Source organism: Paractinoplanes durhamensis, from assembly GCF_016862175.1.
Taxonomy (GTDB): domain Bacteria; phylum Actinomycetota; class Actinomycetes; order Mycobacteriales; family Micromonosporaceae; genus Actinoplanes; species Actinoplanes durhamensis.
On record NZ_BOML01000013.1, the window covers coordinates 209690 to 235873 of the forward strand.

The following is a 26184-nucleotide window of genomic DNA, read 5'->3' on the forward strand; positions in this document are numbered from 1 at the left end:
TCAGCTGAGCGCGGTGTCAGCTGAGTGCTGCGGCCAGTTGATCGTAGGTGGGCGCGAGCTGCTGCAACGTCTGGGTGGCGGAGTCGGTGTGTCCGTTGACGAGGTCGTGCTGGAGGCTGCCGACCAGCCGGGCCTGCCGGGTAGCGATGGTGGCGGCTCCGTCGCGGCCGATGCTGGTGAGCGCGGTGGCGGCGTCGGCGAGCCGTCGAGCACCGACCCGGATCGCGAACTGCGTCAGGTGATCGTGTGTCTCGGGGTCAAGCCCGTCGGTGACCAGGTCGGCGAGGTGGTGCACGGCGGTGGCGCCGCCGATGGTGCCGGGCGGCACGGCGAGGTCGTCGCGCCCGCGCAGCCAGGCGACCGCGCCGGGCAGGGCCGCACGCAGCGCTGCCTCGGAGGTGACCGCCCGGGCCTGCCGGAAGTTGCCACGCATGGTGTACGGCTCGGCGTGGTAGAAGGTGATCGTGTCGGCGCGCCATGCGGCCAGGAAGTCCTGGGTGGGCAGGGTCGCGTAGGGGCAGCCGTAGGGGTCGTGGAACAGGACCTGCGTGTCGTCGGCCTCCAGGACGGTGACGAAGTGGTCCGCCCCGATCGGTCCGGTCATTCCGGGCACGTGGCGTAGCAGGCCCATTTCCAGCGGTCCGGCCAGGACAGGGCCGGTCTTGACCGCCTCGTGGAGCAGCGCGAGGGCTTGCTCGCCGTCGTCGGCGCCTTGTCGGCGGCAGGTCCAGCCGAGCAGGGCGATGGCGTCGTCGATGCCGCGGTCGTCCCAGCCGTACGGGTCGAACAGCGGCAGCCGGCCGCCGAGCAGGTGCATGCCGAACGGCGAGCCGGTCAGCACTTCGATGGTCGACGGGGAGGGTGCGGTGGGACCGAGGGCCATGGCCAGCGAGTTGGCGTAGCAATAGGGCCCGGAACCGATGTAGGGGTGCATGCGTCAGCTTCTTTCGCTGGTCGAGAGGTCCGCGTCGTTCACCGGCCCAGCCTGGACCTTGCCCTTGGGGCAAGGTCAAGCCCATTCGGCGCCGCATGGTGGCGCCGGCCGAGCGGGCGCGGGCGCTGTTCGCCGAGTGGAGCGAGCGGGCCGTCCGAACAGGTCCGTGACAGCCGGCTGCCAGCTCCGTGCATGTGCCCTGTCAGCGACCTGAGCCAGCCTTGCCGTGTTGCGATTCGCCCGGACAACGGAGGCACACGGTGACTGAGATCAACATGGGGACGTACGACGTCGTGATCGTCGGTGGCGGCCCGGTCGGACTGTTCCTCGCCGGCGAGCTGGGGCTCGCCGGGTGTTCGGTGGCGGTGCTGGAGCGGGCGCCGGAGCCGCACTCACCGTGGCGCCGGTTTCCGCTCGGCATGCGCGGCCTGAACGCCGGGTCGGTCGAGGCGTTCTACCGGCGGGGAATGCTGCCGCAGCTGCTGGCCGCGTCGGGCGGCGACGAGGCGAGCGCCGATCTCGACGCGGATCGGGCGCCGGGGCCACGGGCGGTGAGCCACTTCGCCGGCATCATGCTCGACGCGGCCGAGGTCGAGGTCGCCGCCCTGCCGCCGCGACTGCCCAGCCCGGCCGCGGACGGCATGCTGACCAACCTGGACGCGGTGGAGACGGTGCTGGCCGAGCGGGCGGTCAAGCTCGGCGCGGACATCCGGCGCGGCGTCGAGGTCACCGGCCTCACCCAGCACGACGACCGGGTGGTGGTGCGGGCCGGCGAGCGCGAATACGCCGGGCGCTGGGTCGTCGGCTGTGACGGCGGGCGGAGCGCCGTACGCAAGCTCGCCGGTTTTGATTTTGCCGGAACCGAACCTCAGCTGACCGGCTATCTCTTCACCGGGGCCGTCGCCGGTCCGGCGGAGCTGCGGCCCGGTTTCACCGTGACCCGGACCGGCATGTACCTGCGTATGCCCACCGGCGGCTACATCGCCATGATGGATTTCGACGGCGGCGCGTTCGACCGTTCGCAGCCGCTGACTCCCGAGCACCTGCAGACGGTGCTGCGCCGGGTGTCCGGCCTGGACGTGCGGGTGGACGAGGTCGAACTCGCCTCGAGCTTCACCGACCGGGCGATGCAGACCACCACCTACCGGCAGGGCCGGGTGCTGCTGGCCGGCGACGCCGCCCACATCCACTCCCCACTCGGCGGCCAGGGCCTGAACCTCGGCATCGGCGACGCCCTGAACCTGGGCTGGAAGCTCGCCGCGACCGTGCGCGGGTCGGCCCCGGACGACCTGCTCGACACCTACACCGCGGAGCGTCACCCGATCGGGGCCCGGGTGCTGGACTGGTCGCGCGCCCAGGTGGCGGTCATGCGCCCGGGCGAGTATGCCCCGGCACTGCAATCGGTGATGCGCGACCTCCTCGCGACCCGCGACGCCACCACCTACGTGTGGGAGCGGACCTCGGGCACGGCCAACCGCTACGACCTGGGCGACGAGCGGCCGCTGGCCGGCCGCAGCGCCCCGGACTTCCGGCTGGCCGACGGCACCGGCCTCGGCGACCTGCTGCAGGACGGCCGCGGCGTCCTGCTCGACTTCGCCGCCGGCCGGCCCTTGCGGGAGTCCGTCACGGCCTGGGGCGACCGGATCCGCTATGTGGCCGGGCCGGCCCGAGACGACCTCGGCTACGACGCCGTCCTCGTCCGCCCGGACGGCATCGTCGCCTGGGCGGGCGGCGACGATGCGTTCGACCGATCCGTACGCCGGTGGTTCGGCCGCCCACGAGACTGACCGGCGCGCCGGTCAGCGTCGGCGGGCGGCGTTCGCCGGCTGGACGCGGGAACGGCGTTGGCCGGCAACCTGGTGATGTACGACTCCGCACAAAGGGCCGCAAGACCCTGTAGCAAGAGGGGTTTCATGCCATAGGTATTGCGGTATTCGACGGCAACGAGCAGAAGCTGGGGAGTGCGGACATGATCGATGGGCCGGCCGGTGTCACCCTCGCGCAGTCGCGTTCCAGCGAGGCCCGCGCCGCTCTCGACGAGTTGAAGGACGCCCTCGACATCTGCCTGGGCGAACTGAGCGATGCACGAAGGCGCGCCACGGAGTTGAGCGCCCAGCACGACGACGGGAAGAGCTGGACGGCGATGGCGGCCGACGAAGCACCCCCGCTGATCGTCGAGCGCATCACCATCGCACTGGACGCCCTTTCCCGGAGCGGAAGCCGATGGCGGCGTGCACAGGCGCACGCCCTGCACGCCGAGGGCGTCAGCATCAACCGGATAGCGGCCCTGTTCCGCGTGACCCGGCAGCGGGTCTCTGCATTGATCAACGGTTAGGCCCTAGGGCGCGGCATCCTCCGCAGGACAGGGCCTTTCGACTCTGAGCGACGGCCGCCGACCGGCGTTGCATGGATTCGACACCCGCCAGCGGGAGGAGCCATGAACCGGCCGCCGAACGATCTGACGAACCCGCCCGACCTGCGCCTGGACACGGCGCGAGGCGGGCCGGCCCGGGCCCGCCGTCCGGTCTATCTCGACCTGACGCCGCCCTGCAACGCGGGTTGCCCGGCCGGCGAGAACATCCAGGGCTGGCTCGCGCTGGCCGTTGCCGGCGAGCACGAGCGGGCGTGGCGGGCGCTGGTGGCGGCCAACCCGTTCCCCGCCGTCTGTGGCCGGGTCTGTTACCACCCGTGCGAGACAGCCTGCAACCGTGCCGAGTTGGACAGCCCGGTCTCGATCCACGCGGTGGAACGCTTCCTCGGCGACCTCGCGATCGAACGCGGCTGGTGCTTCGACCCACCACCCGCCCCGACCGGCCGCCGGGTACTGATCGTCGGCGCCGGCCCCAGCGGGTTGTCGGCGGCATATCATTTGGCGCGGCTCGGCCACCACGTGGTCGTCCAGGACGCCGAAGCGGAACCCGGCGGCATGATGCGATACGGCATTCCGGCCTATCGCATGCCCCGTGACGTGCTGGCGGCGGAGATCGACCGGATCGCCGGGCTCGGCGTCGAGATCGTCTGCGGTCATCCGGTGCACGACCTGCTCGCCGAGCGGCTCGCCGGCCGGTTCGACGCGACCTTCGTGGCTGTCGGCGCCCATCTGTCCAAGCGGGTCGACATCCCGGCACGGGAGGCCGGACGGATCGTCGACGCCGTCGGCCTGCTCCGCAGTGTGGCCGCCGGCGAGCGGCCCGCCGTCGGCCGCCGGGTCGCCGTCTACGGCGGCGGCAACACCGCCATGGACGCCGCCCGTGTGGCCCGGCGGCTCGGTGCGGAGGAGGCCTTGATCGTCTACCGCCGCACCCGCGAGCAGATGCCGGCGCACCTCGACGAGGCGGAGGAGGCCGAGCGGGAAGGCGTCAAGATCAACTGGCTGCGAACGATCCAGGCGTTCGACGGACCGGAGCTGACCGTGGAGATCATGGAGCTCGACCCGTCCGGCAGGCCGGTCCCGACCGGGCGCACCGAGACCCTCGCGGCCGACACGGTCGTGCTTGCCCTCGGCCAGCGCGCCGACACGGCTTTCCTGCGTGCCGTCCCGGGCATCGACTTCACCCCGGACGGCACGGTCGTGGTGTCGCCGGGACTGATGACCGGCTGCCCCGGCGTGTTCGCCGGCGGTGACATGGTGCCGGCCGAACGGACCGTGACGGTCGGCATCGGCCACGGCCGCACCGCATCGCGGCACATCGACGCGTACCTGCGCGGCGTGGTCGTTCCGCAGACGGTGCCACCGCCGCAAGCCGGCTTCGCCGATCTGCACCCCTGGTATTTCGGCGACAGCGGCCGGCGGCCGCAGGCCGAGCGGGACCCGGCCGAACGGATCACCGACTTCACCGAGGTCGTCGGCGGCCTGGACACCGTCGCCGCAACCTACGAGGCGGGCCGCTGCCTGTCGTGCGGCACCTGCTTCGAATGCGACGGCTGCTTCGGCTCCTGCCCGGAAGACGCGGTGATCAAGCTGGGCCCCGGCAACCGCTACCGGATCGACTACGACCGGTGCACCGGCTGCGGTACCTGCTTCGACCAGTGCCCGGTGCACGCGATCTCGATGATCCCGGAGGTGTCGCCATGAGCGCGGGCAGTGCGCCGGTTCGGCAAACCCCGCAGTCGCGAACGAAGGGTGGCCCGATCGACCGCGCGACGATCGACGGCAACGAGGCCTGCGTCCGGGTGGCGTACCGGCTCAACGAGGTGTGCTGCATCTATCCGATCACCCCGTCCTCGCCGATGGCCGAACTGGCCGACGAGTGGTCCGCCGCCGGGCTGCGCAACATCTGGGGCTCGGTGCCCACCGTGGTGGAGATGCAGAGCGAAGGGGGCGCCGCCGGCGCGTTGCACGGAGCCCTGCAGAGCGGCGCGCTCAGCACGACGTTCACCGCCTCGCAGGGCCTGCTGCTGATGATCCCGAACATGTACAAGATCGCCGGGGAGCTGACCCCGGCCGTGATGCACGTCGCCGCCCGCTCGCTCGCCGCGCAGGGGTTGTCCATCTTCGGCGACCACTCCGACGTGATGGCCACCCGGGCAACCGGCTTCGCCATGCTCGCCTCGGCCTCGGTGCAGGAGGCGCACGACCTCGCCCTGGTGGCGCAGGCCGTCTCCCTGCGCACGCGGGTGCCGTTCGTGCACTTCTTCGACGGATTCCGCACGTCACACGAGATCAACACGATCGGCCTGCTCGACGACGACGACCTGCGGGCGCTCGTTCCGGCCGAGCTGGTCCGCGATCACCGTGCCCGCTCCCTCTCCCCCGAGCACCCGGTGATCCGCGGGACGGCGCAGAACCCGGACGTCTACTTCCAGGGCCGGGAAACGGTCAACCCCTACTATGCCGAGGTCCCGGGCACGACCCGCGCCGTCATGGCCGACCTCGAGGAACGCACCGGACGCCACTACGACATCGTCGAGTACTCCGGCGCGCCCGACGCCGACCGTGTCCTGGTGCTGATGGGTTCGGGTGCGCAGACCGCCCAGGAAACCGTCGCGCATCTGAACGCCGCGGGCGCGCACGTCGGTGTCCTGCAGATCCGCCTTTACCGGCCGTTCCCGGCCGAGGCGGTCATCGCCGCGATCCCGGCCACGGCCTCCCGGATCGCGGTCCTGGACCGCACCAAGGAACCCGGCTCTCTCGGCGAGCCCCTGTTCCTCGACGTGCTGGGGGCGCTGGCCGAGAGCCGCCGCGCCACGATGCCGACCGTCATCGGCGGCCGCTACGGTCTGGGCTCCAAGGAATTCACCCCGGGCATGGTCGCGGCGGTCCTCGACGAACTGGCCCGGGAGCATCCACGTCCGCGCTTCACCATCGGCATCCACGACGATGTCTCCGGCACCAGCCTGCCCTACGAGGACCTCGACATCGAACCGCCCGGCACGATCCGCGCGGTGTTCTTCGGCCTCGGCTCGGACGGCACCGTCGGCGCGAACAAGAACACCATCAAGATCCTCGGTGCGGACGCACGGCTGCACGCCCAGGGCTACTTCGTGTACGACTCCAAGAAGTCCGGCTCGATGACCGTCTCCCACCTGCGTTTCGGCCCCCGGCCGATCCGCGCGCCGTACCTGATCTCCCGGGCGGACTTCGTGGGCTGCCACCAACTCGCCCTGCTCGACCGGGTCGACGTGCTGGAGACGGCCGCCCGGCACGGCACGCTCCTGCTCAACAGCGCCCAACCGGAACGGGTATGGGACGATCTGTCCCGCGACGTGCAGGAGCAGATCCTCGACCGGGAGTTGTCCGTCTGGGCCATCGACGCCGGCCGCATCGCGTCGGAGTGTGGCCTGCCGGGACGTACCAACACCATCCTGCAGACCTGCTTCTTCGCCATCTCCGGCGTCCTCCCCCGCGACGCGGCGATCACGAAGATCAAGGACACGATCACCAAGACGTACGCACGCCGCGGCGCCGCCGTGGTCAAGAGCAACCACGCGGCCGTCGACGCCGCCCTCGACGCCCTGCACCGGATCGACCTTCCCGCGCACCCCACCGCGAGTCGCCGCCGCCCGCCTCCGGTGCCGGTGGCGGCACCGCCGTTCGTGCGCGAGGTCACCGGTGCCATGCTGGCCGGCCGGGGCGACCGGTTGCCGGTCAGCGCATTGCCGGTGGACGGCACCTATCCGGGCGGCACCACGGCCTACGAGAAACGCAACATCGCCGACCTGGTGGCCGTCTGGGATCCGCAAACCTGCATCCAGTGCGGCAACTGCGCGTTCGTCTGCCCGCACAGCGTGATCCGGTCCAAGTTCTACGACCTCAAGGAACTCGCGGGAGCGCCGGACGGCTTCCCGTCCGCCCCGCTCAACGCGCGCGGGCTGCCCGACTCCCGGTTCACGCTCGAGGTCTACCTGGAGGATTGCACCGGCTGCGCGCTCTGCGTCGAGGCCTGCCCGGTCGGCACGCCGGAGCGACGGGCGATCAACCTGGAGCCTCGCGAGCCCCGGCTCGATGCCGGACGCACGGACATCGCCTTCTTCGAGACGTTGCCGCACGCCGACCGCTCCCGGGTCGACTTCGGCACGGTCCGCGGCGCCCAGTTCCTCCAGCCGCTGTTCGAGTTCTCCCTCGCCTGCGCCGGGTGCGGCGAGACGCCGTACCTCAAATTGCTCTCTCAGCTCTTCGGTGACCGCCTGATGGTGGCGAACGCCACCGGGTGTTCCTCGATCTACGGCGGAAACCTGCCGACGACGCCATGGACCCACAACGCGCAAGGCCGAGGGCCGGCCTGGTCGAACTCGCTGTTCGAGGACGACGCCGAGTTCGGGATGGGCTTCCGCCTCGCCGTCGACCTGCACGCCCGGCTCGCCGCCGACCGCCTCGGCCGGCTGCGCGACCGGCTCGGGCCGGACCTGGTCGACGCGGTGCTGAGCGCGCCGCAGCGACGCGAGTCGGAGTTCGCCGCCCAACGGGACCGGCTCGCCGAACTCGGCCGCCGCCTGGACGCCCTGCCCGCCGCCGAGCCGGACGTCGCGGACCTGCGCAGCGTCCTGGATCACCTGGTACGGCGCAGTATCTGGATCGTCGGAGGCGACGGCTGGGCCTACGACATCGGCTCGGCCGGGCTCGACCACGTGCTGGCCGGCGGCCGTGACGTCAACGTGCTGGTGCTGGACACCGAGGTCTACTCGAACACCGGCGGTCAGATGTCCAAGGCCACCCCGCTGTCGGCCGTCGCCCGGTTCGCGGCAGCCGGCAAGACAACACCGAAGAAAGACCTGGCACTGCAGGCCATCGCGTACGGCAGCGTGTACGTAGCCCGCGTGGCGATGGGCGCCGACCCCGAACAGACGTTGCAGGCCCTGCGCGAGGCCGAAGCCTACGACGGCCCGTCACTGATCATCGCGTACTCGCACTGCATCGCCCACGGTATCGACATGCGCGACGGCCTCGGCCAGCAGCAACGCGCCGTGCGATCCGGCTACTGGCCGCTGATCCGGTACGACCCGGTGCTGCGTGCCGCCGGCCGCAACCCGTTCCTGCTCGACTCGCCACGCCCGCGCACCCCGCTGTCCGACTACACCGGCCGGGAGCTGCGGTTCCGGCGGCTGCACGACACCGACCCGGCCGAGGCGGTACGCCTCGCGGCACTCGCCCAGGAGGCCGTCGACCAACGCTGGCAGACATACGAGGAAATGGCGACCCGCGGCCCGGACCGGTTCCCGGCCGACGCCCGCCCGGAAAGGAGCAGATCATGAACACCACGACCACCGTGCTGATCATCATCGGCCTGGTGGTGATCGCCCTACTGGCGCTCTCGCTGCGCATCGTCAAGCAGTACGAACGCGGCGTCGTCCTGCGGCTCGGCCGCGTCGTCGGCGCCCGCGAACCAGGGCTACGGCTGCTGATCCCGATCGCCGACGTCATGCACAAGGTGTCGCTGCGGATCGTCACCATGCCGATCCAGTCCCAGGGCATCATCACCCGCGACAACGTCAGCGTCGACGTGTCCGCGGTCGCCTACTTCCGGGTTGTCGACGCCGTGAAGTCGGTGGTCGCCATCGAGAACGTGCAGGCGGCGATCAACCAGATAGCCCAGACCACGCTCCGCAAGGTCGTCGGCAAGCACAGCCTGGACGAGACCCTCTCCGAGACCGACGAGATCAACGCCGACATCCGCCAGATCCTCGACGACACCACCACCGCGTGGGGAATCGACGTGACTCTGGTCGAGCTCAAGGACATCCAGCTGCCCGATGCGATGAAGCGGGCGATGGCCCGCCAGGCCGAGGCGGAGAGGGAGAAGCGCGCGAAGATCATCAACGCGGAGGGCGAGTCCCTCGCGGCCGCGGCCCTGGGCGAGGCCTCCGACACGATGATGGCTCACCCGCTGGCCCTGCAACTGCGCAACCTGCAGTCCCTCGTGGAGATCGCGGTCGACAAGAACTCGACCGTCGTCTTCCCGGCGCCGTTGATGAGCACCATCGGCGAACTCAGCCGCTTCCTGGAAAAGGAGGCAGCGGCCGCCGCGCGGACCGCGACGGCTTCGCTGACGACCGTCAACGGGCGCTGATCGGGGCGAGGGCGCGGCCGGGTGCCCAGGTCGCGAGGATCACCCGTCCTGGTGCTCGCTCATCAGCCGGGTGGCGAGAACCGCGGCCTGGGTGCGTCGTTCCAAGCCGAGCTTGGCGAGCAGGTGCGAGACGTAGTTCTTCACCGTCTTCTCGGCGAGGAACATCTGTGCCGCAATTTCGCGGTTGGTCAGACCTTCCGCGATGAGCGCGAGGATCCGCTGCTCCTGATCGGTCAGTCCGGCCAACTCCGGTGGCGGCTCCACGCCGTTGCGGATCCGTTCGAGGACCCGCTGCGTGATCGCCGGGTCCAGCAAGGACTGGCCCTCGGCGACCCGCCGGACGGCGTCGATCAGGCCGGTGCCGCGGGTCTGCTTCAGCAGATAACCCGACGCGCCGGCCATGATCGCGGCAAAAAGAGCCTGGTCATCCTCGTACGAGGTCAAAATAAGGCCTTTGATCGACGGGTCGATGGCTCGCACGTCCCGGCACACGTCGATGCCGCTGCCATCGGGCAGCCGCGCATCCAGGATCATCACGTCCGGCCGGAAGGCCGGAATCCGGCGGGCGGCTTCCGGGGCCGAGGCCGACTCCCCCACCACCTCGATGCCGCCGGCGGCGTGGAGCAGATCGGCCAGGCCCCGCCGGACCAGCTCGTGATCGTCGAGCAGATAGACGCGAATCATTCTCTGTGCATACGCTCGGTCGCGACTACGTCCAAAGGGCCGAAAGTCCCGATCGGACCGGACGGCCGCGGCACGACCGTGAAACGGCGGGTGCCGCTCGCCGGTTGACCGGGGACCTGCGTGGCATCGTTGCACGAGGAGGTCATCATGACACCACTCGAATCGGCCGCCCGGACGGCGCAGCATGCACCGTCGGCACTCAACACCCAACCCTGGGCGTGGCGGATCACCGGCTCCGCACTGGAGCTGTTCGCCGACCGCGACCGGCGCCTCGAGAGCATCGATCCGGACGGCCGGCTGATGCTGCTCAGCTGCGGCGCCGCCCTCCATCACCTCCGCACCGCTCTGAACGCCGCGGGGTGGTCCGCGGAGGTCGACCGGCTGCCCGATCCGGATCGGCCGGACCTGCTGGCCCGGGTCCGGTGCACCGGCACGACGACGCCGGACCCCGAGAACCAGCGGATGGCGGCCGCGATCCACCGGCGCCGCACCGACCGGCGTGCCTTCACCGACGAGCCGGTGACCGAGCCCGAGCTGACGAAACTGCGCCGCTTCGTCGAGGCCGAAGGCGCCTACCTGCACGTTGTCCGGCCCGACCAGATCCCGTTGCTTGCCGTCTCGACCGAACTCGCCGCCGGAGCCGAGCTCGACGACCCGGCCTACCGGACCGAGCTGCACCGATGGACCAACCGGCCGGGCTTCCTGGGCGACGGCGTGCCACCCGCCACCGCCGTGCAACCCGAGCTCCGCCGCGTCCCGGTCCGTGACTTCGTCCCCGGGACGACGGCGGGGTTGCACGCCGGCCCGGAGCACGATCGAGGCGCGGCCTACGTCATCGTGTTCGGGGTGGGAGTCCAGCCCGTCGACCTGCTCCGGGCCGGCGAGGCACTCTCCGCGCTTCTGCTGCTCGCCACCGCCGACGGCCTCGCCACGGCCCCGTTGAGTGAGGCCGTCGAGGTCACCTGGCCCCATCAGCTGCTCCGCGGCCTGCTCTCCGGAATCGGCGAGCCCTACCTGGCCGTACGGCTCGGCCACACCGAGAGCCGGCAGCCGCTACCCCCGGTGCCGCGACGCGACCCACGCGACGTCATCACCGTCATCGAGTGACGGTCCGCGCATCGCGGATCAGCACGTCACCGCCGGCCGTGATCGCCGGTCCATCACCGGCCAGTCGTTCGGCACCAGCAATACCGGGCACAGGGTCGGGCCGGACGGCCCGTACAGCAACTCGGTGAACAGACCCAGCCGGCCGATCCCGCCGACCAGGAGGCGACCTCGCCGCGAAGCGGCCTCGATCGTGCCGGCCATGTCCAGGTCGGACACCGTCAGGTGTTCGACGTTCACCTCCGGAAATCGGCCGGACCAGGTGTCCACCGCTCGCGCCAGCCGGTCGGCGGCTGCCCGCCGCTCGACTGCCCAGCCGCCCCGCGTCATCAGCGGCGCCGAGCCGTCGATGCCGGCCGGACGAGTCCACATGTGGACGGCCACCAGGCGAGAACCCACCAGGGACGCCTCGGCGAACGCGTAGCCGAGCGCCGCCGTGCCACCGGGCCGGGCCGACGAGGCCACGACCACCGGCCCGTCATGATCAGCGCCGCGATCCACCAGCAGCGGGCACACACTGTGACGCGCGAGGTAGGCCGCCGTCGAGCCCCAGCTCGTGCCCTTGCGGAAGCGGTCCCGATTTCCCGTGACGAGCAGCCTCGCCCCGGCCGAGCAATCAGCGAGCACGGCCGCCGCAACACCCTCCCGCAACTCGGTACGAACCGGCAGATCCGGCACCGCGAAATGCGCCCGCCGTTCGGCGACCTCCAGCAGACGCCATCCGTCGTCCCGGGACGACGATGCTCCGCTGACCCGGACCGCCCCGCGATATCGGCCGGGCCAGACGTGCACGATGAGCAATTGAGTGCCGCGACGCGCCGCTTCCAGCGCCGCCAGGTCGATCGTTCCGGCGACGCGGCGCAATCCGTCCACACCGACCACCACCGGCCGGGTCGAACCTGTTGCCGCGTCGCTGCTCATGGTCGACCTCCTGCCCTCATGCTCGCCAGTCGCCGGTATGATCGACAGGGACCAATGTCATCCGCGGCCGTGACCAAGCGGCGGGACTTACGTCCCGCCTGGTCTCGACCTCCCACCCTGCCGCCGCCCCATCCCCCTCCCTAGCATCGAAGGTGATCGAGGGGAGCCGGCCATGACGATCATCGTCGGCACCGACGGCACCGCGCGCGGCATCGCCGCCGAGGAGTGGGCGGCCGCCGAGGCGCACCGCCGCGGCGCCGCACTGCGGATCGAGTACGCCTTCGACTGGGACTGGCACACGTCCGGCCAGGACCTCGACAGGGAATACGTCGGGATGGCGCGAAAGATCGCCGGCGGCATCGTCGCCGAGGCATACCGGAGAGCCCGATACCCCTACCCAGGCCTGGAGATCGAGACCGAGACGTTGATCGGCGACACCGGGCCGCGGGTGGACGGTGCGGAGTTGCTGGTGCTGGGCGATCGTGGTCGCAGCGACCTGGTGCTCGGCCCCGCCGGCCGACAGTTGATCACCATGACCCGATGCCCGATCGTCGTGGTGCGCGGCCGCGAGAGCCCGGACGGCCCGGTGGCCGCCGGCATCGATGACACCGCGATCGCCGACCAGATCCTCGCCGCCGCCTTCGACGCGGCCGCCCTCCGGCGGAACGGCTTGACCGTGGTGCACTCGGTCACCCCGGCGGCGCCCGGCAAACAGACCGAACTGGCCCGGATCGAGCTGAAGCTGACGTCCTGGCGCATCAAATACCCGACGGTGAACGTCGAGACGGTTCTCACGCAGGACAGCGCCGCCTCGGCCCTCGTCCGCGGCTCACGTGACAACCAACTGGTCGTGGTGGGCATGCGCGAGCGCGCGAACAGTGGCGAGACGGTGCTCGGCTCCGTCGGTCTCCAGCTGATCCATCACGCTCAGTGCCCAGTCCTGATCGTGCGGGGCACTGCTGCCTGATGCACCGGCCGTCATCCGCGGGCGGGCCGGAATGCCCGTCGAAATCGGCGACTTGCGACTCTGCCGGCGTTAGCTGGACGGAGCTAACTTGCTAATAGAGGGAGGCGAGAATCATGACAGCAACCGGGACCAAACCTCCGCGCGAGACCGAGCAGGCCAAGCCGGCAACCCGAAACGGGGCCGACGGCGAACACGGCCGGCACATCGGCCACCAGGTCGGCATCTTGGCGGTCAACGTGTACGAACGCGGCGTCGCCGATGTCGTGGCGTTCGAGAAGGACGTCGCGAAGGTCGCGCCGTATCCCTGGATGAGGCAGACGCTCACGGTGAGCGCCGGGCTCATCGAGGACGTCGGCGCCGCCTACGTCCGAACAGCACGCCAGGTGCTGCGTTGATCCAAAGCCGATCGGCCCGGGGGTTCAGCCCTCGGGCCGATCGCCGTCCGGGCCCGCCACGTGGGCCCGGCACGTAGGTGGTGCCGGACGTCGATGGAACGGGCCGGACGACCCTGGCGAGCGGACTGACGCCGAGTGATGGTGACGGCATGTGACAGTCACGCATGACCGCCAGGAGGGCATCATGGAGTATCTGAGCCCGTTGGACGCGTCGTTCCTCGACGCCGAGGACGCCGATCCGCACGCCTCGCTGGCGATCGCCTCGGTCGCCGTCCTGGACGGCCCGGCACCGACCCAGGCCGAGTTCGCGGAAGCGATTCGTGGCCGCCTGGCGCTGGTGCCCCGCTACCGGCAGAAGGTCCGCCGGGTGCCGTTCAATCTCGGCTGCCCGGTCTGGGTCGACGACCCGTCCTTCGACCTCGACTTCCACCTGCGCCGCACCGCCCTCACCGCGCCCGGTGACGACGCCGCGTTGGAGGCGCTCATCGGCCGGGTGATGTCCCAGCGGATGGACCGCGAACGCCCGCTCTGGGAGGACTGGCTGATCGAAGGCCTGGACGGCGGTCGCTGGGCGCTGCTGTCCAAGGTGCACCACTGCATGATCGACGGAGTCACCGGAAACGAACTGTACCGCCTGATCTGCGACACCGGCGCCACCCCGGGCCGGCCGCACCCGGACGACTGGCGGCCCACGCCGGCCGCCGGCGGCCTCGATCTTACGCTCGACGCGCTCGGGCGCCTTGCCCGAATGCCCTTCGCGCAGGCCCGCCGGGTGGTGGACGCGGCCGGGGACCCGGCGCGAACCGTCGGCCGGCTCGGCGCGCTGGCCCGCGGGGCGGTCGCTCTCGCCGAGGCATTCCTGCCCGCACCGCCCACGTCGCTGTCCGGGCCACTGGGCCGGGCCCGTCGCTACGCCGTCGCCCGCACGCCCCTGGCCGAGATCAAGGCAGTGGCCGAGGCACACCGGGTCACGGTCAACGACGTCTATCTCGCCGCCGTGGCCGGCGCGTTCCGCCAGATCCTGCTGGCCCGCGGCGAGGCGCCCGAGGCGGGCTCGATCCGCACCCTGGTGCCGGTCAACGTCCGTCACCGGGATGCCCGGCACGTGCTCGACAACCGGCTGGCCTCACTGCTCCTCGACCTACCGGTGGAGATCGACGAGCCGGCCGGACGGCTCCGTGCCGTCCACGAGCGGATCGCCGGACTGCGCGAGCGCAACGAGGTGGAAGCCGGCATAGCGTTGATCGAACTGGCTGGTCAAGAACCGTACGCGGCGGTCTCGTTGGTCATTCGCACCGCCCTGAGCCTGCCGAATCGCGGGCTCGCCACGGTCACCACCAATGTGCCCGGTCCACCGGTCCCGCTGTTCGTCCTGGGCCGTCCGATCCGGGAGATCCTGCCGTACGTGCCGATCGCCGAACGCATGCGGATCGGTGTCGCGGTGATGACCTACGACGGGCAGGCCGCGTTCGGCGTGACCGCAGACTTCTCCGCCGTGCCGGAAGCCCACGATTTCGCCACCACCCTGGTCGACGAGGTCGCAAGGTTGAAGCCCGTGGCGCGGCCCGCCGTCGCCCGGCGCCCACGGGCCCGGGCCCGCTCCGGCTCGGAAGGGAGCCGACATGCTGAATCTAGCCGTGATCCTGCGTGAATCCGCCACCGTCCGGCCGGACGCGCCGGCCCTGATGTCCGACCGGGGCATCGTCACCTACGCCGAGCTGGACGCCCGCTCCGACGCCGTCGCGGCCGGGCTGGCCGGCCGCGGCGCCGGCCCGGGCACCGCCATCGCCCTGCAACTGCCCAACATCCCGGAGTTCCCGATCGCCTATTACGGCATCCTGAAGACCGGCGCGACGGTCGTGCCGCTCAATGTTCTGCTGCGTGCCCCCGAGGTGGCCTATCAGCTCGCGGATTCGGGCGCCCGCGCTCTGATCACGTGGAGCGGGTCCGTCGCCGAGGCGGCGAAGGGCGCCGCCGAAGCCGGCCTCGGCGATCTCTACCTGGTGGGCGCCGACGACCACGCCGCGCGTCCGTTCGACGAGCTCACCACGCCGGTGACCGGGCAGTTCCCGCTCTGCGACCGTGAACCGGGCGACACGGCGGCGATCGTCTACACCTCCGGAACGACCGGTGTCCCGAAGGGTGCCGAGCTGACCCACTTCCAGCTCTACATGAACGCGGACATCCCCGGGCGCCTCTTCGAGGTGCGGCCGGACGACGTGGTTCTCACCGCCCTGCCCCTCTTCCATGTGTTCGGCATGTCCAGCGCGATGAATGTCGCGTTGCGGTTCGGCGCCGCGATGTCGCTGGTGCCCCGCTTCAGCGCGGAGCGGGTGCTGGCCGCGATCGAGCGGGATCACGCCACCGTGTTCGACGGCGTGCCGACCATGTTCATCGCGCTGCTGGCCGCAGCCGGGACCAGTGATCATGACACGTCGTCGCTGCGAGTCTGCGTCTCCGGCGGGGACGCCATCCCGGCCCACGTGCTCGATGCGTTCGAGCGGCAGTTCGGGGTGCCCATCCTCGAGGGCTACGGCATGACCGAGACAGCGGCCACGATCACCTTCAACAGCAGCGCCCAGGACCGGCGCGTGTACAGCGTCGGACGACCGGTCTGGGGTGTGGAGGTCCAGGTGTGGGATGCCGATGGGCGGCGGCTGCCGCCCGGCCGGGCCCACATCGGCGAGCTGGTCACCCGCGGCTACCACACGATGCACGGCTATCGCGGGCACGCGGCGGCGACCGCCGACGCCTTCCGCGGTGGCTGGTTCCACACCGGAGACCTCGGCTACCAGGACACGGACGGTTTCCTCTACATCGTGGACCGGCAGAAGGATCTGATCATCCGTGGCGGTTACAACGTCTATCCCCGCGAGGTCGAGGAGGTCCTCTACCGCCATCCGGACGTCGCCGAGGCGGCCGTGGTCGGCATCCCGGACGAGCGGCTGGGCCAGGAGGTCAAGGCGTTCGTGGTGCCCCGGCCCGGCTGCTTCCCGACCGCCCGGCAGATCATCGCGTACACCCGTGAGCGGCTCGCGGCGTACAAATGCCCGCGGCTCGTCGAATTCCGCGACACGCTGCCGCTGACCGCCGCCGGCAAGGTCGTCAAGAAGGCACTCGTCTGAACTCGGCCCGCAGTCCCGGGCCGTCCGGCCCTGATCGAGCCGATCGACGGCGAGCAATGTGGACGCGACGGACACCACGGGGGCGCGACGGCGCCCCCTCAGGAGGCCCTCGGAGGTAGGCCGCATGCGACATCCGATAGCGGCCGGTGTCGGCGGGGCCGGCGGCTGGCAGGCTCTGGCCTGGGCTGCCGAACTGGCCGCGCACACCGGTGAACGTCTCGTACTGCTGCAGGTCTGCGCCCCGGGTTCACCGCTGGACCGCTTCGCCGGCGATCCGGCACCGGCCGAGGTCGAAGTCGTCGAGCCGGCCCTCGCCCGCGCGTACGCGACCGTCGGAGCCCGCCTCGGCCGGGAGCGCACGACCCTCAAGATTTGTACGGGTCCGCCGTCCGACCGGCTCGTCGACGCGTCGGAGGGCGTGCGACTGCTGGTCATCGGCGACGGTGGGGGCGGACGGACGATACGGCAGGTGGTCCAGCGGGCGCACTGCCCGGTCGTCGTCGTTCACCCCGGCAACGGGACGGCCGGAAGCCTGTATGCCGGGTACGTCGTGGCGGGTGTGGACGCGAGCACGGCAAGCCGGGGCGCCTTGGAGATGGCATTCGGCTACGCCGAGCAGAACCACCTGCCTCTCGCGGCGATCCATGTATCGGAACGCCCGCCCGGTGACGATGCCCAACTCCTCACCGACGCCGTCCGGCCATGGAAGAGAATTCACCCCGGCGTACGAACCCGGTGTTCCGTGATCACCGGCTCGGTGGACGACGCGCTCATCCGCTCGGCGGCCGGCGCTCGCCTGCTCGTCGTCGGTGACAAACGCCGGGGCGCCGGCGATCGTGCCCGGATCGGCGATGTGCCGCTCACCCTGGCCACCGCGGCGCCCTGCCCGGTCGCCGTGGTGCCACTCGCGCAGCATCACACGGAGCCCCTCTGACCGGCACGCCCAGCGGCGACTGCTCGGGCCCGGATCCGAGCACATCGGCCCTGTTCCCCTGCGGTGGCCGGTGCGAGGCTGCTGGCGAGAACCGCCGGCCTACCGGCCGGCCGAGCGACCGGAGGTAGAGATGATCGCGAACGTCGGTGATCGCATCGTCGTCAAGGGAACGCAGGTGGGAATTCCGGCCCGGGTCGGTGTCGTGGTTTCGCTGCGCCATGCCGACGGCACCCCGCCCTACGAGGTCCGGTGGCTGGAGGACGGACACACCGGACTCATCTTCCCCGGCCCGGAAACACACGTCGAGCATCCCGCCGGACCGGAGTGATCGGCGTGTGAAGGGAGCCGGCCATGAACGTCCCTGCTGTCGTCGCCGGCACTGCCGGCGACGTGTCCGGAACCGTCGTCGTCGAGTGGGCGGCCGCGGAGGCTCGGCACCGCCGGCGCCCGCTGCGCATCGTGCACGTCCTCGAGTGGCACTCCCGGCCGGACCACGGACCGGGTGCGGGCACCCACGTGGAACGGGTCTGGTCGGCGTCGGTGGCGATGCTCGGACTGGCTGCCGAACGGGCCCGGGCCATCGCCCCGGATCTCGACATCAGGGCGGACACTCTGGTCGGGCATCCGGCCGACCGTCTGCTCGATCTGGCGCGGGATGCGGAGCTGGTGGTCGTCGGTCACCGCGGCAGCGGCCAGTTCGCCGGCCTCCGGCTCGGCTCGGTCAGCGGCCGAGTCGCCAAGCATGCGCCCGGCCCGGTGGCGGTCGTCCGTGGCCGGGCACAAGCGGACGGACCGGTGGTCGCCGGTGTCGACGGCTCCGAGGCCGCCGGCCAGGTGCTCGGCGTCGCGTTCGCCGCTGCGGCCGCGCGGGCGGCCCGCCTGATCGTGCTCCGGGCGTTCGGCCGGTCGGTCCAGATCTGGGTGTCGGCCATCCACGCGGGCGGCATTCCGGCGCCCGAGACCGACGAGCCCCGGCTCGAGCGGCTGGAACACCTGATCGCACCGTGGCGCGAGAAGTTCCCGCAGGTACCGGCGGAGTGCCTGGTGACCGGCGAGAGCAGTGCCGCGGCGCTGATCGCCGCATCATCCGAGGCACAACTCGTGGTCGTGGGCAGTCACGGACCGGGATTCCTTCGTGGCGCCTCGCTCGGGTCGACGGGAAACCAGCTGCTGCAGCACGCGGACTGCCCGGTGCTGCTCGCCCGGCCGCAACGAGGAAGGGACTTAGGTCCCGGCTATTAGGGGAGTCCGGCTGCGGTGCGGCAGCCGCCGAACAGGCACCGTCACAGGTATAGACATCGATGAGGAGGACACCATGACAACCACCGGCCGGGGCACCGCCACCCACCTTGAAAAGGTCGAGGCGCCCGGCTCCATGCTCACCCACACCGCTGCCCGGGCGCTCGCCGTCCTGCGTATCGCCACCGGATTCGTCTTCCTGTGGGCGTTCTTCGACAAGACCTTCGGCTGGGGTTACGCCACCCCCTCGGCCCGTGCCTGGATCAACGGTGGCTCCCCCACCAAGGGCTTCCTCTCCGGCGTCGACGTCGGCCCGAGCTGGCTGCAGACGTTCTTCCACAACATCGCCGGTGACGGCTTGACCAACTGGCTGTTCATGCTCGGCCTGCTCGGCATCGGCCTCGCCTTCGTGCTCGGTATCGGCATGCGCATCGCCGCCGGCGCCGGTGTCGCGATGATGGCCCTCATGTGGATCGCCGAATGGCCGCTGGCCAAGACCACCGGCGCCGGCGAGCCCAGCGGCTCGACGAACCCGGTCACCGACTACCACTTCATCTACGCCGCCGCCGGAGTCGTCCTGGCCCTGACCTACGCCGGGCACACCTGGGGCCTCGGCCGCTGGTGGGCCACGCTCCCCTTCGTGCAGAAGAACCGCTGGCTCATCTGAGACCCAGCCAAACCGCGCCGCCCTGCCACCATCGGCCGGGCGGCGCCGTCGCGCTCGCCGCAAGCCGGGCTTCCCACGCGGCGGTACGCCGGAACCGCACCGCCGGCCTCGTGGGCCATTGGTCCCACGCGCGGCATCCGGACGGTTCTGTGGTCCCACGGGCGCGACGACCGAAACTGCGGGTATGGACACCATCGCGGTGCGCGACCTCACCCGTTCCTACGGTTCGGTGCGGGCCGTCGACGGCGTCACCTTCTCGGTCGGCGACGGCGAGGTCTTCGCGCTCCTCGGCCCGAACGGGGCCGGCAAGACCACCATCGTCGAGATACTGGAGGGGTACCGCCGGCGGGATGCGGGCACCGTGCAGGTTCTGGGCTTCGACCCGGCAAGCGGCGGAGCGGCCTATCGTGCCCGGATCGGGGTGGTGCTGCAGTCGGCCGGTTTCGAGGAGGAGTTCACCGTCCGCGAGCTCGTCCGGCTGCAGGCCGCTCTGTACCCACGCCGGCACGACCCGGACGAGCTGATCGACCTGGTCGGCCTCGCGGACAAGCGGAACGCCCGGGTGAAGGCCCTCTCCGGCGGCCAGCGCCGCCGGCTCGACCTGGCCCTCGGCCTGGCCGGCGCGCCCGACCTGCTGTTCCTGGACGAACCGACCACCGGCTTCGACCCCTCCGCCCGCCACCATGCCTGGGACCTCGTGGCCGGCCTGCGCGACCTCGGCACGACGATCCTGTTGACCACGCACTACCTCGAGGAGGCCGAACGCCTGGCCGACCGGGTCGGCGTCCTGCGCGCCGGCCGGTTGCTGATCACCGGCACGCCCGGGGCCCTGCGCACCGCGAGCGACCTGCCGACGGTGGTCACCTTCCGGCTTCCGGCGGGGTACGTCCTCGGCGATCTGCCCCCGATGAGCACGCAACTGCGGCCGGCCGATGACGGCCTGCGTCTCGAAACACACGCGACGGTGCCGGACGTCTGGCGACTGACCGCCTGGGCCGCCGCCCGCGACGTCACCCTGGAGCGCTTCGCGGTCACCCCGCCCAGCCTGGAGGACGTCTACCTCGCCCTCACCGAGGAGCGCGGCGATGGCCATTGAGGTTCCGGCCGTGGTGCACCCGCCCGCGAGCGCCCGGATCCGGACGCTTCCGCTGCTGACCCGTCACGCGTTGCAGGCGTTCGTGCGGAATCCGGCCGCCGTCTTCTTCACGCTCGCATTCCCGCTCGCTTTTCTGGTCATCGTGTCCACGATCGTCGGAAATCAGGAGGCGGAGAACGGGGTACGCGTCGTGCAGTACCTGGTTTCACCGTTTGCGGTCTTCGGGGTGGCGTCGGCCTCGTTCACCATCCTGGCCGCGGATACCGCCGCGCTGCGGGAGAACGGCGTCCTGCTGCGGCAGCGCGCCGCTCCGCTGCCGGCATGGACCGTCGTCGGTGCCCGGGTCGGTGCCTCGGTGGTCATCTCCGGGATGGCGGTCGCTCTGCTGACGGCGGTCGGTGTGCTCGCCTACGACGTTCAGGTCTTCTGGTCCAAGGTGCCTGCTCTGTTGGTCACGCTCACTCTCGGCATCTGCTGCTGCGCGTCGCTGGGGCTTGCTCTGGCCGCCTGCGTCCGGACAGCACGCACCGTGCAGGCGGTCGCCCAGGCCGTCCTGATCCCGCTGGCGTTCATCTCGGACGTCTTCATCGTCGGCGCCGACCTGCCCCGCTGGCTGGACGTGACCGGATCGGTCCTCCCCCTCAAGCATTTCGCCCGAGCCATGTCCGCCACCTTCGAACCCGGTGCGGGCAGCGGCTTCCGGCCTGGCCATCTTGCCGTCCTCGTGGCGTGGACGGCGGCCGGCATCGTCATCGCCGGACGGCGCTTCGGCTGGGAACCGCGGGCGACGTCAAATCCGGCCTCGACCGGGGCGGCACCGGCGCCGGCGCCGGCGCACCTGTCGGCGCCGTCCGATGGTTCCGCCCCGACGGCGTTCGTGCAGGTGTGGGGTCAGATTCGGTACGCGCTGCTGGGCCTGCGGCGCGAGCCCCTCGCGGTCTTCTTCACCGTCGTCTTCCCCGGGCTGCTGCTGGTGCTGTTCCCGGCGGTGTTCGGCGACGCGCGGGTCCACGGCCTCGCCATGGCCCAGTATCTGTTCGCCGGAATGCTGGCGTACACGGCCGGCGTGGCCGGCTATGTCAACCTGCCCGAGCAGGTGGTGGCCGCCCGCTCGGCCGGTGTGCTCAAGCGCCTGCGCGGCACGCCTCTGCGGATGCGCTGGTACCTCACCGGCCGGATCTCCGCCGCGCTGCTGACCGCGCTGGCCGCGGCCACCGTCCTGACCACGGCCGCCGTCGGTTTCCTCGATGTCCGTGTGCCCCTCGGGCACCTGCCGGCGGTGCTGGTCACCTTGACCACGGGCGTCCTGTGTTTCACCGCCGTGGGGCTGGCGGTCGCCGCCCTGCTGCCGTCCGCGCGCACACTGGTGGCGATCACGCTCGGCACGCTGATGCCGCTGTGTTTCGCCTCGGAGATCTTCGTGGTCGGCGATGGCCCGTTGCCGGTTCCGCTGACCACGGTCGCCGCGTTGTTCCCGCCGCGCCATCTCCTGCAGGCTCTCCTGTTCGCCACCGAACCCGGCGCGTCCGGCACCGGGTTCGCCTGGGGCCACCTGGCCGTCCTCACCGCGTGGGCGCTCCTCGGGCTGCTGATCGTGCGCCTGCGGCTACGCCCACGGAATGGAGATGTGGCATGAAACCGCAGGACTATTCCGCTCGCACGGCCTACCGGCCGCCGGCCGCCTGGTATACCTGCGGGCCGGTCGGTACCGAAGCGGCGAACAGGCCGCCACCGACCAGGCACGCTATTACTTCGGACTGGGCCCCCGGCCGTCCCTCGACGACATCCGCGCGATAGCGGACCACTATCCGGTGTTCCGCATCACCTACCGGGCGTAAGGCGACCGTCGGAGACCTGTTCGCCCGGGTCGGGGCCTTCCCCCGAGCCGCCCGGGCTCAACCACCTTCAGCGCGCATTCCGGGTGAACGGACAGCGGAGGCATCCGGTGGAAACAGCAAAGGCAACCACGGTTTTTGTACGGGCGGTGCAGCCGGCCGACGAGCAGGCGCTGGCGGCGATGTACGCCACGGCGTCCCCGGAGAGTCTGCGGCTGCGATTCTTCGACCAGCCGAGCGCCGTCGTGCTCGCCGCCGAGGTCGACCGGCTGTGCCGCCCGCGGACCGATCGACACGTGGCCGTCATCGCGATAGAGGCCGGGTGCGTCCGCGGTGCCGCATCGTACGAATGTCGCGGCCGTTCCGGGACCAGGGCCGAATTCGCGGTCTACGTCGACGAGGCCAACCGGCGCCGCGGCATCGGCACACTGCTGCTGCGCGAGCTGGCGAATCGAGCCTGGCAGCAGGGCATCGCCGAATTGAACGGCAGCGTCCTGCACGGCAACATCGCCATGCTTCGCCTTGCCCGTGGATTCAGTGCCGGCTCGTGGGTGGGCCACGGTGGTGGCGTTCTCACCGTCGGGCTGCAGACCGCGAACCCCGACGGTGAATCTCCGGGCACGCCGCTGCCCGCCGGGCTACTTGTCGGTTCCGCTGCCGAACCACCGGGTGAGCAGCACGCCGGCGGCAATGAGCGTGATCCACGTGAGCGTGATGGCGGCGACCTCGAAGCGGTACTCCAGATCGCTGCCGTAGCGCAGGGCGAGGGACGGCAGCGCCACCACGGTCAGCGTGCCACCGGCGAGGAGCACCCGGCGCAGTCCGCGTTCGAGCCGGTTCGGCGCGGTGAACGCCGCCGCGACAACCAGCAGGGCAAGGCCGAGCAGCAGATAGCCCAGGTTCTCCAGACCGACGAAAATGCCGTGCGGATTGTATTGCGAGAGGAGCGACAGGCCGGCGGTCTCGCCGCGGTGCAGGCTGGGAAGCACCACCGTCAGCTGGGTGACGTAGTCCGCCAGCAATGCCGTCGCTGACACACCGGCGAGGGCGACCGCGATACCACTGAACGTCCGCACCGAAGGCGCCGCCGCCGTGTGCACGCACACGATCAGCGCAAGGCCGAGAAGCACGAACAACGATTGCGGGTAGAGCCACCAGTAGTCGCGAGGCGCGAAGGCGACCACGTCGGTATACGGGTAGGTCACACAGCCGGCGGTGCAGAACGGCCCCGATCGGGGCGGCGTGGTCACGCTGACGATCGCGGCCACGAGACCGGCCAGCGCCGTGGCCATGGCCGACCCGATGCCCATCCTGGTGGCGGCAGTCATCGGAGCTCGGCTCCGCCGGCCTCCAGGAAGTCCCGCAGGCGTGCCCACACCGCTCGTTCCCGGCGAGCCCCGACCGGTTCGAGCAGCGGGGCCAAAAGCCGCAGTGCTCCCTTCGGACGCATCTGCCAGGACCATCGCAGATGTGTGCCGTCCGCCTCGGGGGTGACGGTCAGCGTGCCGGCAAAGTCGGCCGCCGCCATGCAACTCATGGATGTGAGGCTTCGCGGCCGGTCGAACCCGGTGTACTCGATCTCGATGCGCAGCGGCCGACGATTGGTGATCATGGTCGCGGCGAAACGGGTGCCGAGACCGATCGGCCCCTCGGTGATCTTCTCGACGTCGACCATGGCCGGGTTGTACATGGACTCGTTGCGCTCGTCGGCGACAAAATCGAAGACCTCCTCGGCCGGGCGGCGAATGAGTACCTCACCGTTGATCTGCGCCATGGCGGTTGCCTCCCGCACAGTTGTCGTTGCCCCGACGTCGCCGGGGCCTGGTGTAGGCCGGCACCCGCGGTCAGGCCGCTGCCACGTCCCGGCCGTTGCCCGACGCCGGGCGGATCGGGTGCGGGTACTCGGGCGAGCGGCATTGGTGCGCGAGGATGCTCGGATTCCGGACCATCCCGTCCTGGATCTCGACGGCCCGCCGGAGGGTCTCATCGGCACCCCACGCCTTTGGACCGCCGAGCACCGGCCGCAGGTAGGGCAACAGAGCCTCGCTGATCTCCCAGGTCGCCGAGTTCCAGAGGTAGGACGGGCTGTGATCGACGGCGTAGTAGTGGACGCCGCGACCCACGGTCAGCATCGGCCGGGCGAACGACGTCGGCCGTGCCCAGCCGAACCCCATCCCTTCGTCGCAGGAGACGTCGACGATGAGGTCGCCGGGCGAGAACGCGGCAAGGTCGTCGTGGGTGAGGAAGGTCAGCGGCCGGTCGACGTTCTGCAGCACGCAGTTCACGACGATGTCGTGGGCGGCCAGGAAGGTCGCCATCGGCACCGGACCGGTGTCGGTGAGCACCGTGCACCGGCCGGGACGGCCGAACCCGGGCTCGAAGTGCACGATCCGCGTCGAGTGGATCGGCGAGGCCACGGCGGCGATGCCGCGGTGGGTGACCACGTCGACGTCGAGCACTCCGTGCGCGTTGAGGGCGGTGACCGCGCCGCGGCCGGTGGCGCCGAACCCGATGACAGCGGCCCGCAGATGGCGCCCGTAGTCGCCGGTGGTCCCGACGAGTTCGAGCGCGTGCAGCACCGAGCAGTAGCCGGCGAGTTCGTTGTTCTTGTGGAAGACGTGCAGATTGAACTCGCCGTCGTGCGACCAGTGGTTCATCGCTTCGAAGGCGATCAGCGTCAAGCGACGGTCGATGGCCAACTGCGTGATCTCCGTGCCCTGCACACAATGCGGCCAGCCCCACAGGATCTGCCCCTCCCGCAGCTCGGCGAGATCCTGCGGTACCGGCTTGGGCAGCAGCACGACGTCGCACCGGGCGATCAGCCGCGAACGGGAAAGCAGACCGCCGACGTGCGGCGCGAGCTGCTCGTCGGACATGCCGAAATCTTCCCCGTAGCCGCGTTCCAGAAAGACGCTCCCGCGCAGGTCGGCATCGATGCGCTCGAGGTGCCGGGGATGGATCGGCAGCCGCCGCTCATGCTCCTTGCGTGAGTGCGACAGAACCGCGACGCTGAGCTGATCCATGTGCCCTCCTCGGTACGGAGTCCTGACTCCACGGTGAGTCACCGGCCACCAGGGCAGCCAGAGGCGAATGTCCTCGCCGGTGGGGACCAAGTCCGGCGGGCATCCCGCCGCTACCCGCTCCCGCTCCGGACAGGACCGAAAGACCCTGGCACGTCCCTGGTGGACGGACCATCGTCGTCAGCGAGGCGGAGGTGAAGCATGTCCTACCAGATCGAAAGTCGTACCCTGACGGCCCAGGCCACCGTGGTCATCCGGGCCAGCATTCCGGCCGCTCAGCTTCCCGCATGGCTCGCCGGAACCTACGACCAGGTCCAGCGCTTCCTGACCGACCACGGCATCCGGGCGGAGGGACCGCCGTTCGCTCGGTTCGCCGTCCACGCGGACGCCGTCACGGTGGAGGCCGGTTACCCGGTCCTGACGCCGGTTCCCGGCAGCGGGCGGGTCACCCCGTCGCGGCTCCCCGGCGGACCGGCGGCGGTCACCATCCATTTCGGCAATCACGACGATCTCGGTCTCGCCCGTCAGGCCGTCGCCGACTGGTTGAAGGAGAAGAATCTCGAAGCCGCGGAGCCGCACTGGGAGGTCTACTACACGAACCCCGGCGCGCAACCGGCGCCGGTCAACTGGAGTACCGAAGTGGTGACGCCGTACCGGACCGGATGAGGCCATCGTTTCGCCGCACCTCGTGATGTTTCCTCGGCGGAAGCGTGCGGCCGCCGGCGGCCGGTCCGGACGGCAGCCGCACGTCAGTCG

At 70.8% G+C, this 26184-nt stretch carries 23 protein-coding genes and 1 pseudogene; 18 read left to right on the plus strand and 6 right to left on the minus strand.

Annotation, left to right across the window (positions count from 1 at the left end):
- Positions 1 to 16 precede the first annotated feature (16 nt).
- The gene (locus Adu01nite_RS07685; RefSeq protein ID WP_239132215.1) at positions 17 to 934 is read right to left on the minus strand and encodes a YobF C-terminal domain-containing protein; all 918 of its coding nucleotides are present in this window, start codon (positions 932 to 934) and stop codon (positions 17 to 19) included.
- Positions 935 to 1194: 260 nt separating this feature from the next.
- Here Adu01nite_RS07685 and Adu01nite_RS07690 point away from each other — a divergent pair, with 260 nt between their 5' ends.
- The 5 genes from Adu01nite_RS07690 to Adu01nite_RS07710 all read left to right on the plus strand — a co-directional run bounded on the left by Adu01nite_RS07690 (position 1195) and on the right by Adu01nite_RS07710 (position 9441).
- Positions 1195 to 2721, plus strand: a complete 1527-nt coding sequence (locus Adu01nite_RS07690) for an FAD-dependent oxidoreductase (RefSeq protein WP_203725823.1) — start codon at positions 1195 to 1197, stop codon at positions 2719 to 2721.
- Positions 2722 to 2903: 182 nt separating this feature from the next.
- Positions 2904 to 3269 (plus strand): hypothetical protein, encoded by a 366-nt coding sequence (locus tag Adu01nite_RS07695; protein ID WP_203725824.1) that lies wholly within the window; start codon positions 2904 to 2906, stop codon positions 3267 to 3269.
- A 102-nt stretch (positions 3270 to 3371) separates the two neighbouring features.
- Positions 3372 to 5009, plus strand: coding sequence for an NAD(P)-binding protein (locus Adu01nite_RS07700; protein WP_203725825.1), 1638 nt, complete (start codon positions 3372 to 3374; stop codon positions 5007 to 5009).
- Positions 5006 to 8626, plus strand: a complete 3621-nt coding sequence (nifJ, locus tag Adu01nite_RS07705; RefSeq protein WP_203725826.1) for a pyruvate:ferredoxin (flavodoxin) oxidoreductase — start codon at positions 5006 to 5008, stop codon at positions 8624 to 8626. The genes Adu01nite_RS07700 and nifJ overlap by 4 nt, the downstream gene beginning before the upstream one ends.
- Positions 8623 to 9441: a slipin family protein gene (locus tag Adu01nite_RS07710; protein ID WP_203725827.1), complete on the plus strand. Its 819-nt coding sequence runs from the start codon at positions 8623 to 8625 to the stop codon at positions 9439 to 9441. Before nifJ ends, Adu01nite_RS07710 begins: the two co-directional genes overlap by 4 nt.
- A 39-nt stretch (positions 9442 to 9480) precedes the next feature.
- On the opposite strand, the gene Adu01nite_RS07715 is transcribed toward Adu01nite_RS07710, so the two are convergent.
- A complete protein-coding gene (locus tag Adu01nite_RS07715; RefSeq protein WP_203725828.1) occupies positions 9481 to 10125 on the minus strand; it encodes a response regulator in 645 nt (214 codons plus the stop codon).
- A 147-nt stretch (positions 10126 to 10272) separates the two neighbouring features.
- On the opposite strand from Adu01nite_RS07715, the gene Adu01nite_RS07720 reads away from it, so the two are divergent.
- A complete protein-coding gene (locus tag Adu01nite_RS07720; RefSeq protein WP_203725829.1) occupies positions 10273 to 11232 on the plus strand; it encodes an Acg family FMN-binding oxidoreductase in 960 nt (319 codons plus the stop codon).
- A gap of 18 nt (positions 11233 to 11250) precedes the next feature.
- On the opposite strand, the gene Adu01nite_RS07725 is transcribed toward Adu01nite_RS07720, so the two are convergent.
- Positions 11251 to 12150 (minus strand): universal stress protein, encoded by a 900-nt coding sequence (locus Adu01nite_RS07725; RefSeq protein WP_203725830.1) that lies wholly within the window; start codon positions 12148 to 12150, stop codon positions 11251 to 11253.
- Positions 12151 to 12322: 172 nt separating this feature from the next.
- Here Adu01nite_RS07725 and Adu01nite_RS07730 point away from each other — a divergent pair, with 172 nt between their 5' ends.
- The 11 genes and pseudogenes from Adu01nite_RS07730 to Adu01nite_RS48845 all read left to right on the plus strand — a co-directional run.
- Entirely contained in the window at positions 12323 to 13117 is a 795-nt protein-coding gene (locus Adu01nite_RS07730) for a universal stress protein (RefSeq protein ID WP_203725831.1), read from the plus strand.
- 113 nt (positions 13118 to 13230) lie between these two features.
- The gene (locus Adu01nite_RS07735; protein WP_203725832.1) at positions 13231 to 13512 is read left to right on the plus strand and encodes a hypothetical protein; all 282 of its coding nucleotides are present in this window, start codon (positions 13231 to 13233) and stop codon (positions 13510 to 13512) included.
- Positions 13513 to 13663: 151 nt separating this feature from the next.
- Positions 13664 to 15163 carry a WS/DGAT/MGAT family O-acyltransferase gene (locus Adu01nite_RS07740; protein WP_203725833.1) on the plus strand — a complete coding sequence of 500 codons (1500 nt, stop codon included), beginning with the start codon at positions 13664 to 13666 and terminating at the stop codon, positions 15161 to 15163.
- The gene (locus Adu01nite_RS07745; protein ID WP_203725834.1) at positions 15135 to 16637 is read left to right on the plus strand and encodes a long-chain-fatty-acid--CoA ligase; all 1503 of its coding nucleotides are present in this window, start codon (positions 15135 to 15137) and stop codon (positions 16635 to 16637) included. Before Adu01nite_RS07740 ends, Adu01nite_RS07745 begins: the two co-directional genes overlap by 29 nt.
- Positions 16638 to 16761: 124 nt before the next feature.
- Positions 16762 to 17571, plus strand: a complete 810-nt coding sequence (locus Adu01nite_RS07750) for a universal stress protein (RefSeq protein ID WP_203725835.1) — start codon at positions 16762 to 16764, stop codon at positions 17569 to 17571.
- Between the two features lie 130 nt (positions 17572 to 17701).
- Complete coding sequence (locus tag Adu01nite_RS07755; protein WP_203725836.1) at positions 17702 to 17899, plus strand: DUF1918 domain-containing protein; 198 nt, start codon at positions 17702 to 17704, stop codon at positions 17897 to 17899.
- Between the two features lie 23 nt (positions 17900 to 17922).
- Positions 17923 to 18813 carry a universal stress protein gene (locus Adu01nite_RS07760; protein WP_203725837.1) on the plus strand — a complete coding sequence of 297 codons (891 nt, stop codon included), beginning with the start codon at positions 17923 to 17925 and terminating at the stop codon, positions 18811 to 18813.
- Positions 18814 to 18886: 73 nt separating this feature from the next.
- On the plus strand, positions 18887 to 19477 hold the full coding sequence (locus tag Adu01nite_RS07765) for a hypothetical protein (protein ID WP_203725838.1): 591 nt from the start codon (positions 18887 to 18889) through the stop codon (positions 19475 to 19477).
- A 184-nt stretch (positions 19478 to 19661) separates the two neighbouring features.
- Positions 19662 to 20573, plus strand: a complete 912-nt coding sequence (locus Adu01nite_RS07770) for an ABC transporter ATP-binding protein (RefSeq protein ID WP_203725839.1) — start codon at positions 19662 to 19664, stop codon at positions 20571 to 20573.
- A complete protein-coding gene (locus Adu01nite_RS07775; protein ID WP_203725840.1) occupies positions 20563 to 22209 on the plus strand; it encodes an ABC transporter permease in 1647 nt (548 codons plus the stop codon). The genes Adu01nite_RS07770 and Adu01nite_RS07775 overlap by 11 nt, the downstream gene beginning before the upstream one ends.
- Positions 22210 to 22590: 381 nt before the next feature.
- Positions 22591 to 22875: pseudogene (locus Adu01nite_RS48845) on the plus strand (GNAT family N-acetyltransferase); the annotation flags it as partial.
- A gap of 171 nt (positions 22876 to 23046) precedes the next feature.
- Here the strand turns inward: Adu01nite_RS48845 and Adu01nite_RS47640 are convergent.
- The 3 genes from Adu01nite_RS47640 to Adu01nite_RS07790 form a co-directional block, all read right to left on the minus strand.
- The gene (locus Adu01nite_RS47640; protein ID WP_239132217.1) at positions 23047 to 23700 is read right to left on the minus strand and encodes a hypothetical protein; all 654 of its coding nucleotides are present in this window, start codon (positions 23698 to 23700) and stop codon (positions 23047 to 23049) included.
- Positions 23701 to 23732: 32 nt separating this feature from the next.
- Positions 23733 to 24182, minus strand: a complete 450-nt coding sequence (locus Adu01nite_RS07785) for an SRPBCC family protein (protein WP_203725842.1) — start codon at positions 24180 to 24182, stop codon at positions 23733 to 23735.
- Between the two features lie 70 nt (positions 24183 to 24252).
- Complete coding sequence (locus Adu01nite_RS07790; RefSeq protein WP_203725843.1) at positions 24253 to 25431, minus strand: N(5)-(carboxyethyl)ornithine synthase; 1179 nt, start codon at positions 25429 to 25431, stop codon at positions 24253 to 24255.
- Positions 25432 to 25629: 198 nt separating this feature from the next.
- On the opposite strand from Adu01nite_RS07790, the gene Adu01nite_RS07795 reads away from it, so the two are divergent.
- A complete protein-coding gene (locus tag Adu01nite_RS07795; RefSeq protein ID WP_203725844.1) occupies positions 25630 to 26094 on the plus strand; it encodes a GyrI-like domain-containing protein in 465 nt (154 codons plus the stop codon).
- The last annotated feature ends 90 nt before the right edge of the window (positions 26095 to 26184 follow it).

What these genes read in the sequence shown, in the direction of transcription:
- Adu01nite_RS07725 (WP_203725830.1), bottom strand. Translation starts at nt 12,150, where the DNA reads ATGAGCAGCGACGCGGCAACAGGTTCGACCCGGCCGGTGGTGGTCGGT.
- Adu01nite_RS07755 (WP_203725836.1), top strand. Translation starts at nt 17,702, where the DNA reads ATGATCGCGAACGTCGGTGATCGCATCGTCGTCAAGGGAACGCAGGTG.
- Adu01nite_RS07790 (WP_203725843.1), bottom strand. Translation starts at nt 25,431, where the DNA reads ATGGATCAGCTCAGCGTCGCGGTTCTGTCGCACTCACGCAAGGAGCAT.
- Adu01nite_RS07715 (WP_203725828.1), bottom strand. Translation starts at nt 10,125, where the DNA reads ATGATTCGCGTCTATCTGCTCGACGATCACGAGCTGGTCCGGCGGGGC.
- Adu01nite_RS07750 (WP_203725835.1), top strand. Translation starts at nt 16,762, where the DNA reads ATGCGACATCCGATAGCGGCCGGTGTCGGCGGGGCCGGCGGCTGGCAG.
- Adu01nite_RS07700 (WP_203725825.1), top strand. Translation starts at nt 3,372, where the DNA reads ATGAACCGGCCGCCGAACGATCTGACGAACCCGCCCGACCTGCGCCTG.
- Adu01nite_RS07785 (WP_203725842.1), bottom strand. Translation starts at nt 24,182, where the DNA reads ATGGCGCAGATCAACGGTGAGGTACTCATTCGCCGCCCGGCCGAGGAG.
- Adu01nite_RS07685 (WP_239132215.1), bottom strand. Translation starts at nt 934, where the DNA reads ATGCACCCCTACATCGGTTCCGGGCCCTATTGCTACGCCAACTCGCTG.
- Adu01nite_RS47640 (WP_239132217.1), bottom strand. Translation starts at nt 23,700, where the DNA reads ATGGCCACGGCGCTGGCCGGTCTCGTGGCCGCGATCGTCAGCGTGACC.
- Adu01nite_RS07745 (WP_203725834.1), top strand. Translation starts at nt 15,135, where the DNA reads ATGCTGAATCTAGCCGTGATCCTGCGTGAATCCGCCACCGTCCGGCCG.
- Adu01nite_RS07730 (WP_203725831.1), top strand. Translation starts at nt 12,323, where the DNA reads ATGACGATCATCGTCGGCACCGACGGCACCGCGCGCGGCATCGCCGCC.
- Adu01nite_RS07760 (WP_203725837.1), top strand. Translation starts at nt 17,923, where the DNA reads ATGAACGTCCCTGCTGTCGTCGCCGGCACTGCCGGCGACGTGTCCGGA.
- Adu01nite_RS07770 (WP_203725839.1), top strand. Translation starts at nt 19,662, where the DNA reads ATGGACACCATCGCGGTGCGCGACCTCACCCGTTCCTACGGTTCGGTG.
- Adu01nite_RS07695 (WP_203725824.1), top strand. Translation starts at nt 2,904, where the DNA reads ATGATCGATGGGCCGGCCGGTGTCACCCTCGCGCAGTCGCGTTCCAGC.
- Adu01nite_RS07720 (WP_203725829.1), top strand. Translation starts at nt 10,273, where the DNA reads ATGACACCACTCGAATCGGCCGCCCGGACGGCGCAGCATGCACCGTCG.
- Adu01nite_RS07795 (WP_203725844.1), top strand. Translation starts at nt 25,630, where the DNA reads ATGTCCTACCAGATCGAAAGTCGTACCCTGACGGCCCAGGCCACCGTG.
- Adu01nite_RS07735 (WP_203725832.1), top strand. Translation starts at nt 13,231, where the DNA reads ATGACAGCAACCGGGACCAAACCTCCGCGCGAGACCGAGCAGGCCAAG.
- Adu01nite_RS07775 (WP_203725840.1), top strand. Translation starts at nt 20,563, where the DNA reads ATGGCCATTGAGGTTCCGGCCGTGGTGCACCCGCCCGCGAGCGCCCGG.
- Adu01nite_RS07710 (WP_203725827.1), top strand. Translation starts at nt 8,623, where the DNA reads ATGAACACCACGACCACCGTGCTGATCATCATCGGCCTGGTGGTGATC.
- nifJ (WP_203725826.1), top strand. Translation starts at nt 5,006, where the DNA reads ATGAGCGCGGGCAGTGCGCCGGTTCGGCAAACCCCGCAGTCGCGAACG.
- Adu01nite_RS07765 (WP_203725838.1), top strand. Translation starts at nt 18,887, where the DNA reads ATGACAACCACCGGCCGGGGCACCGCCACCCACCTTGAAAAGGTCGAG.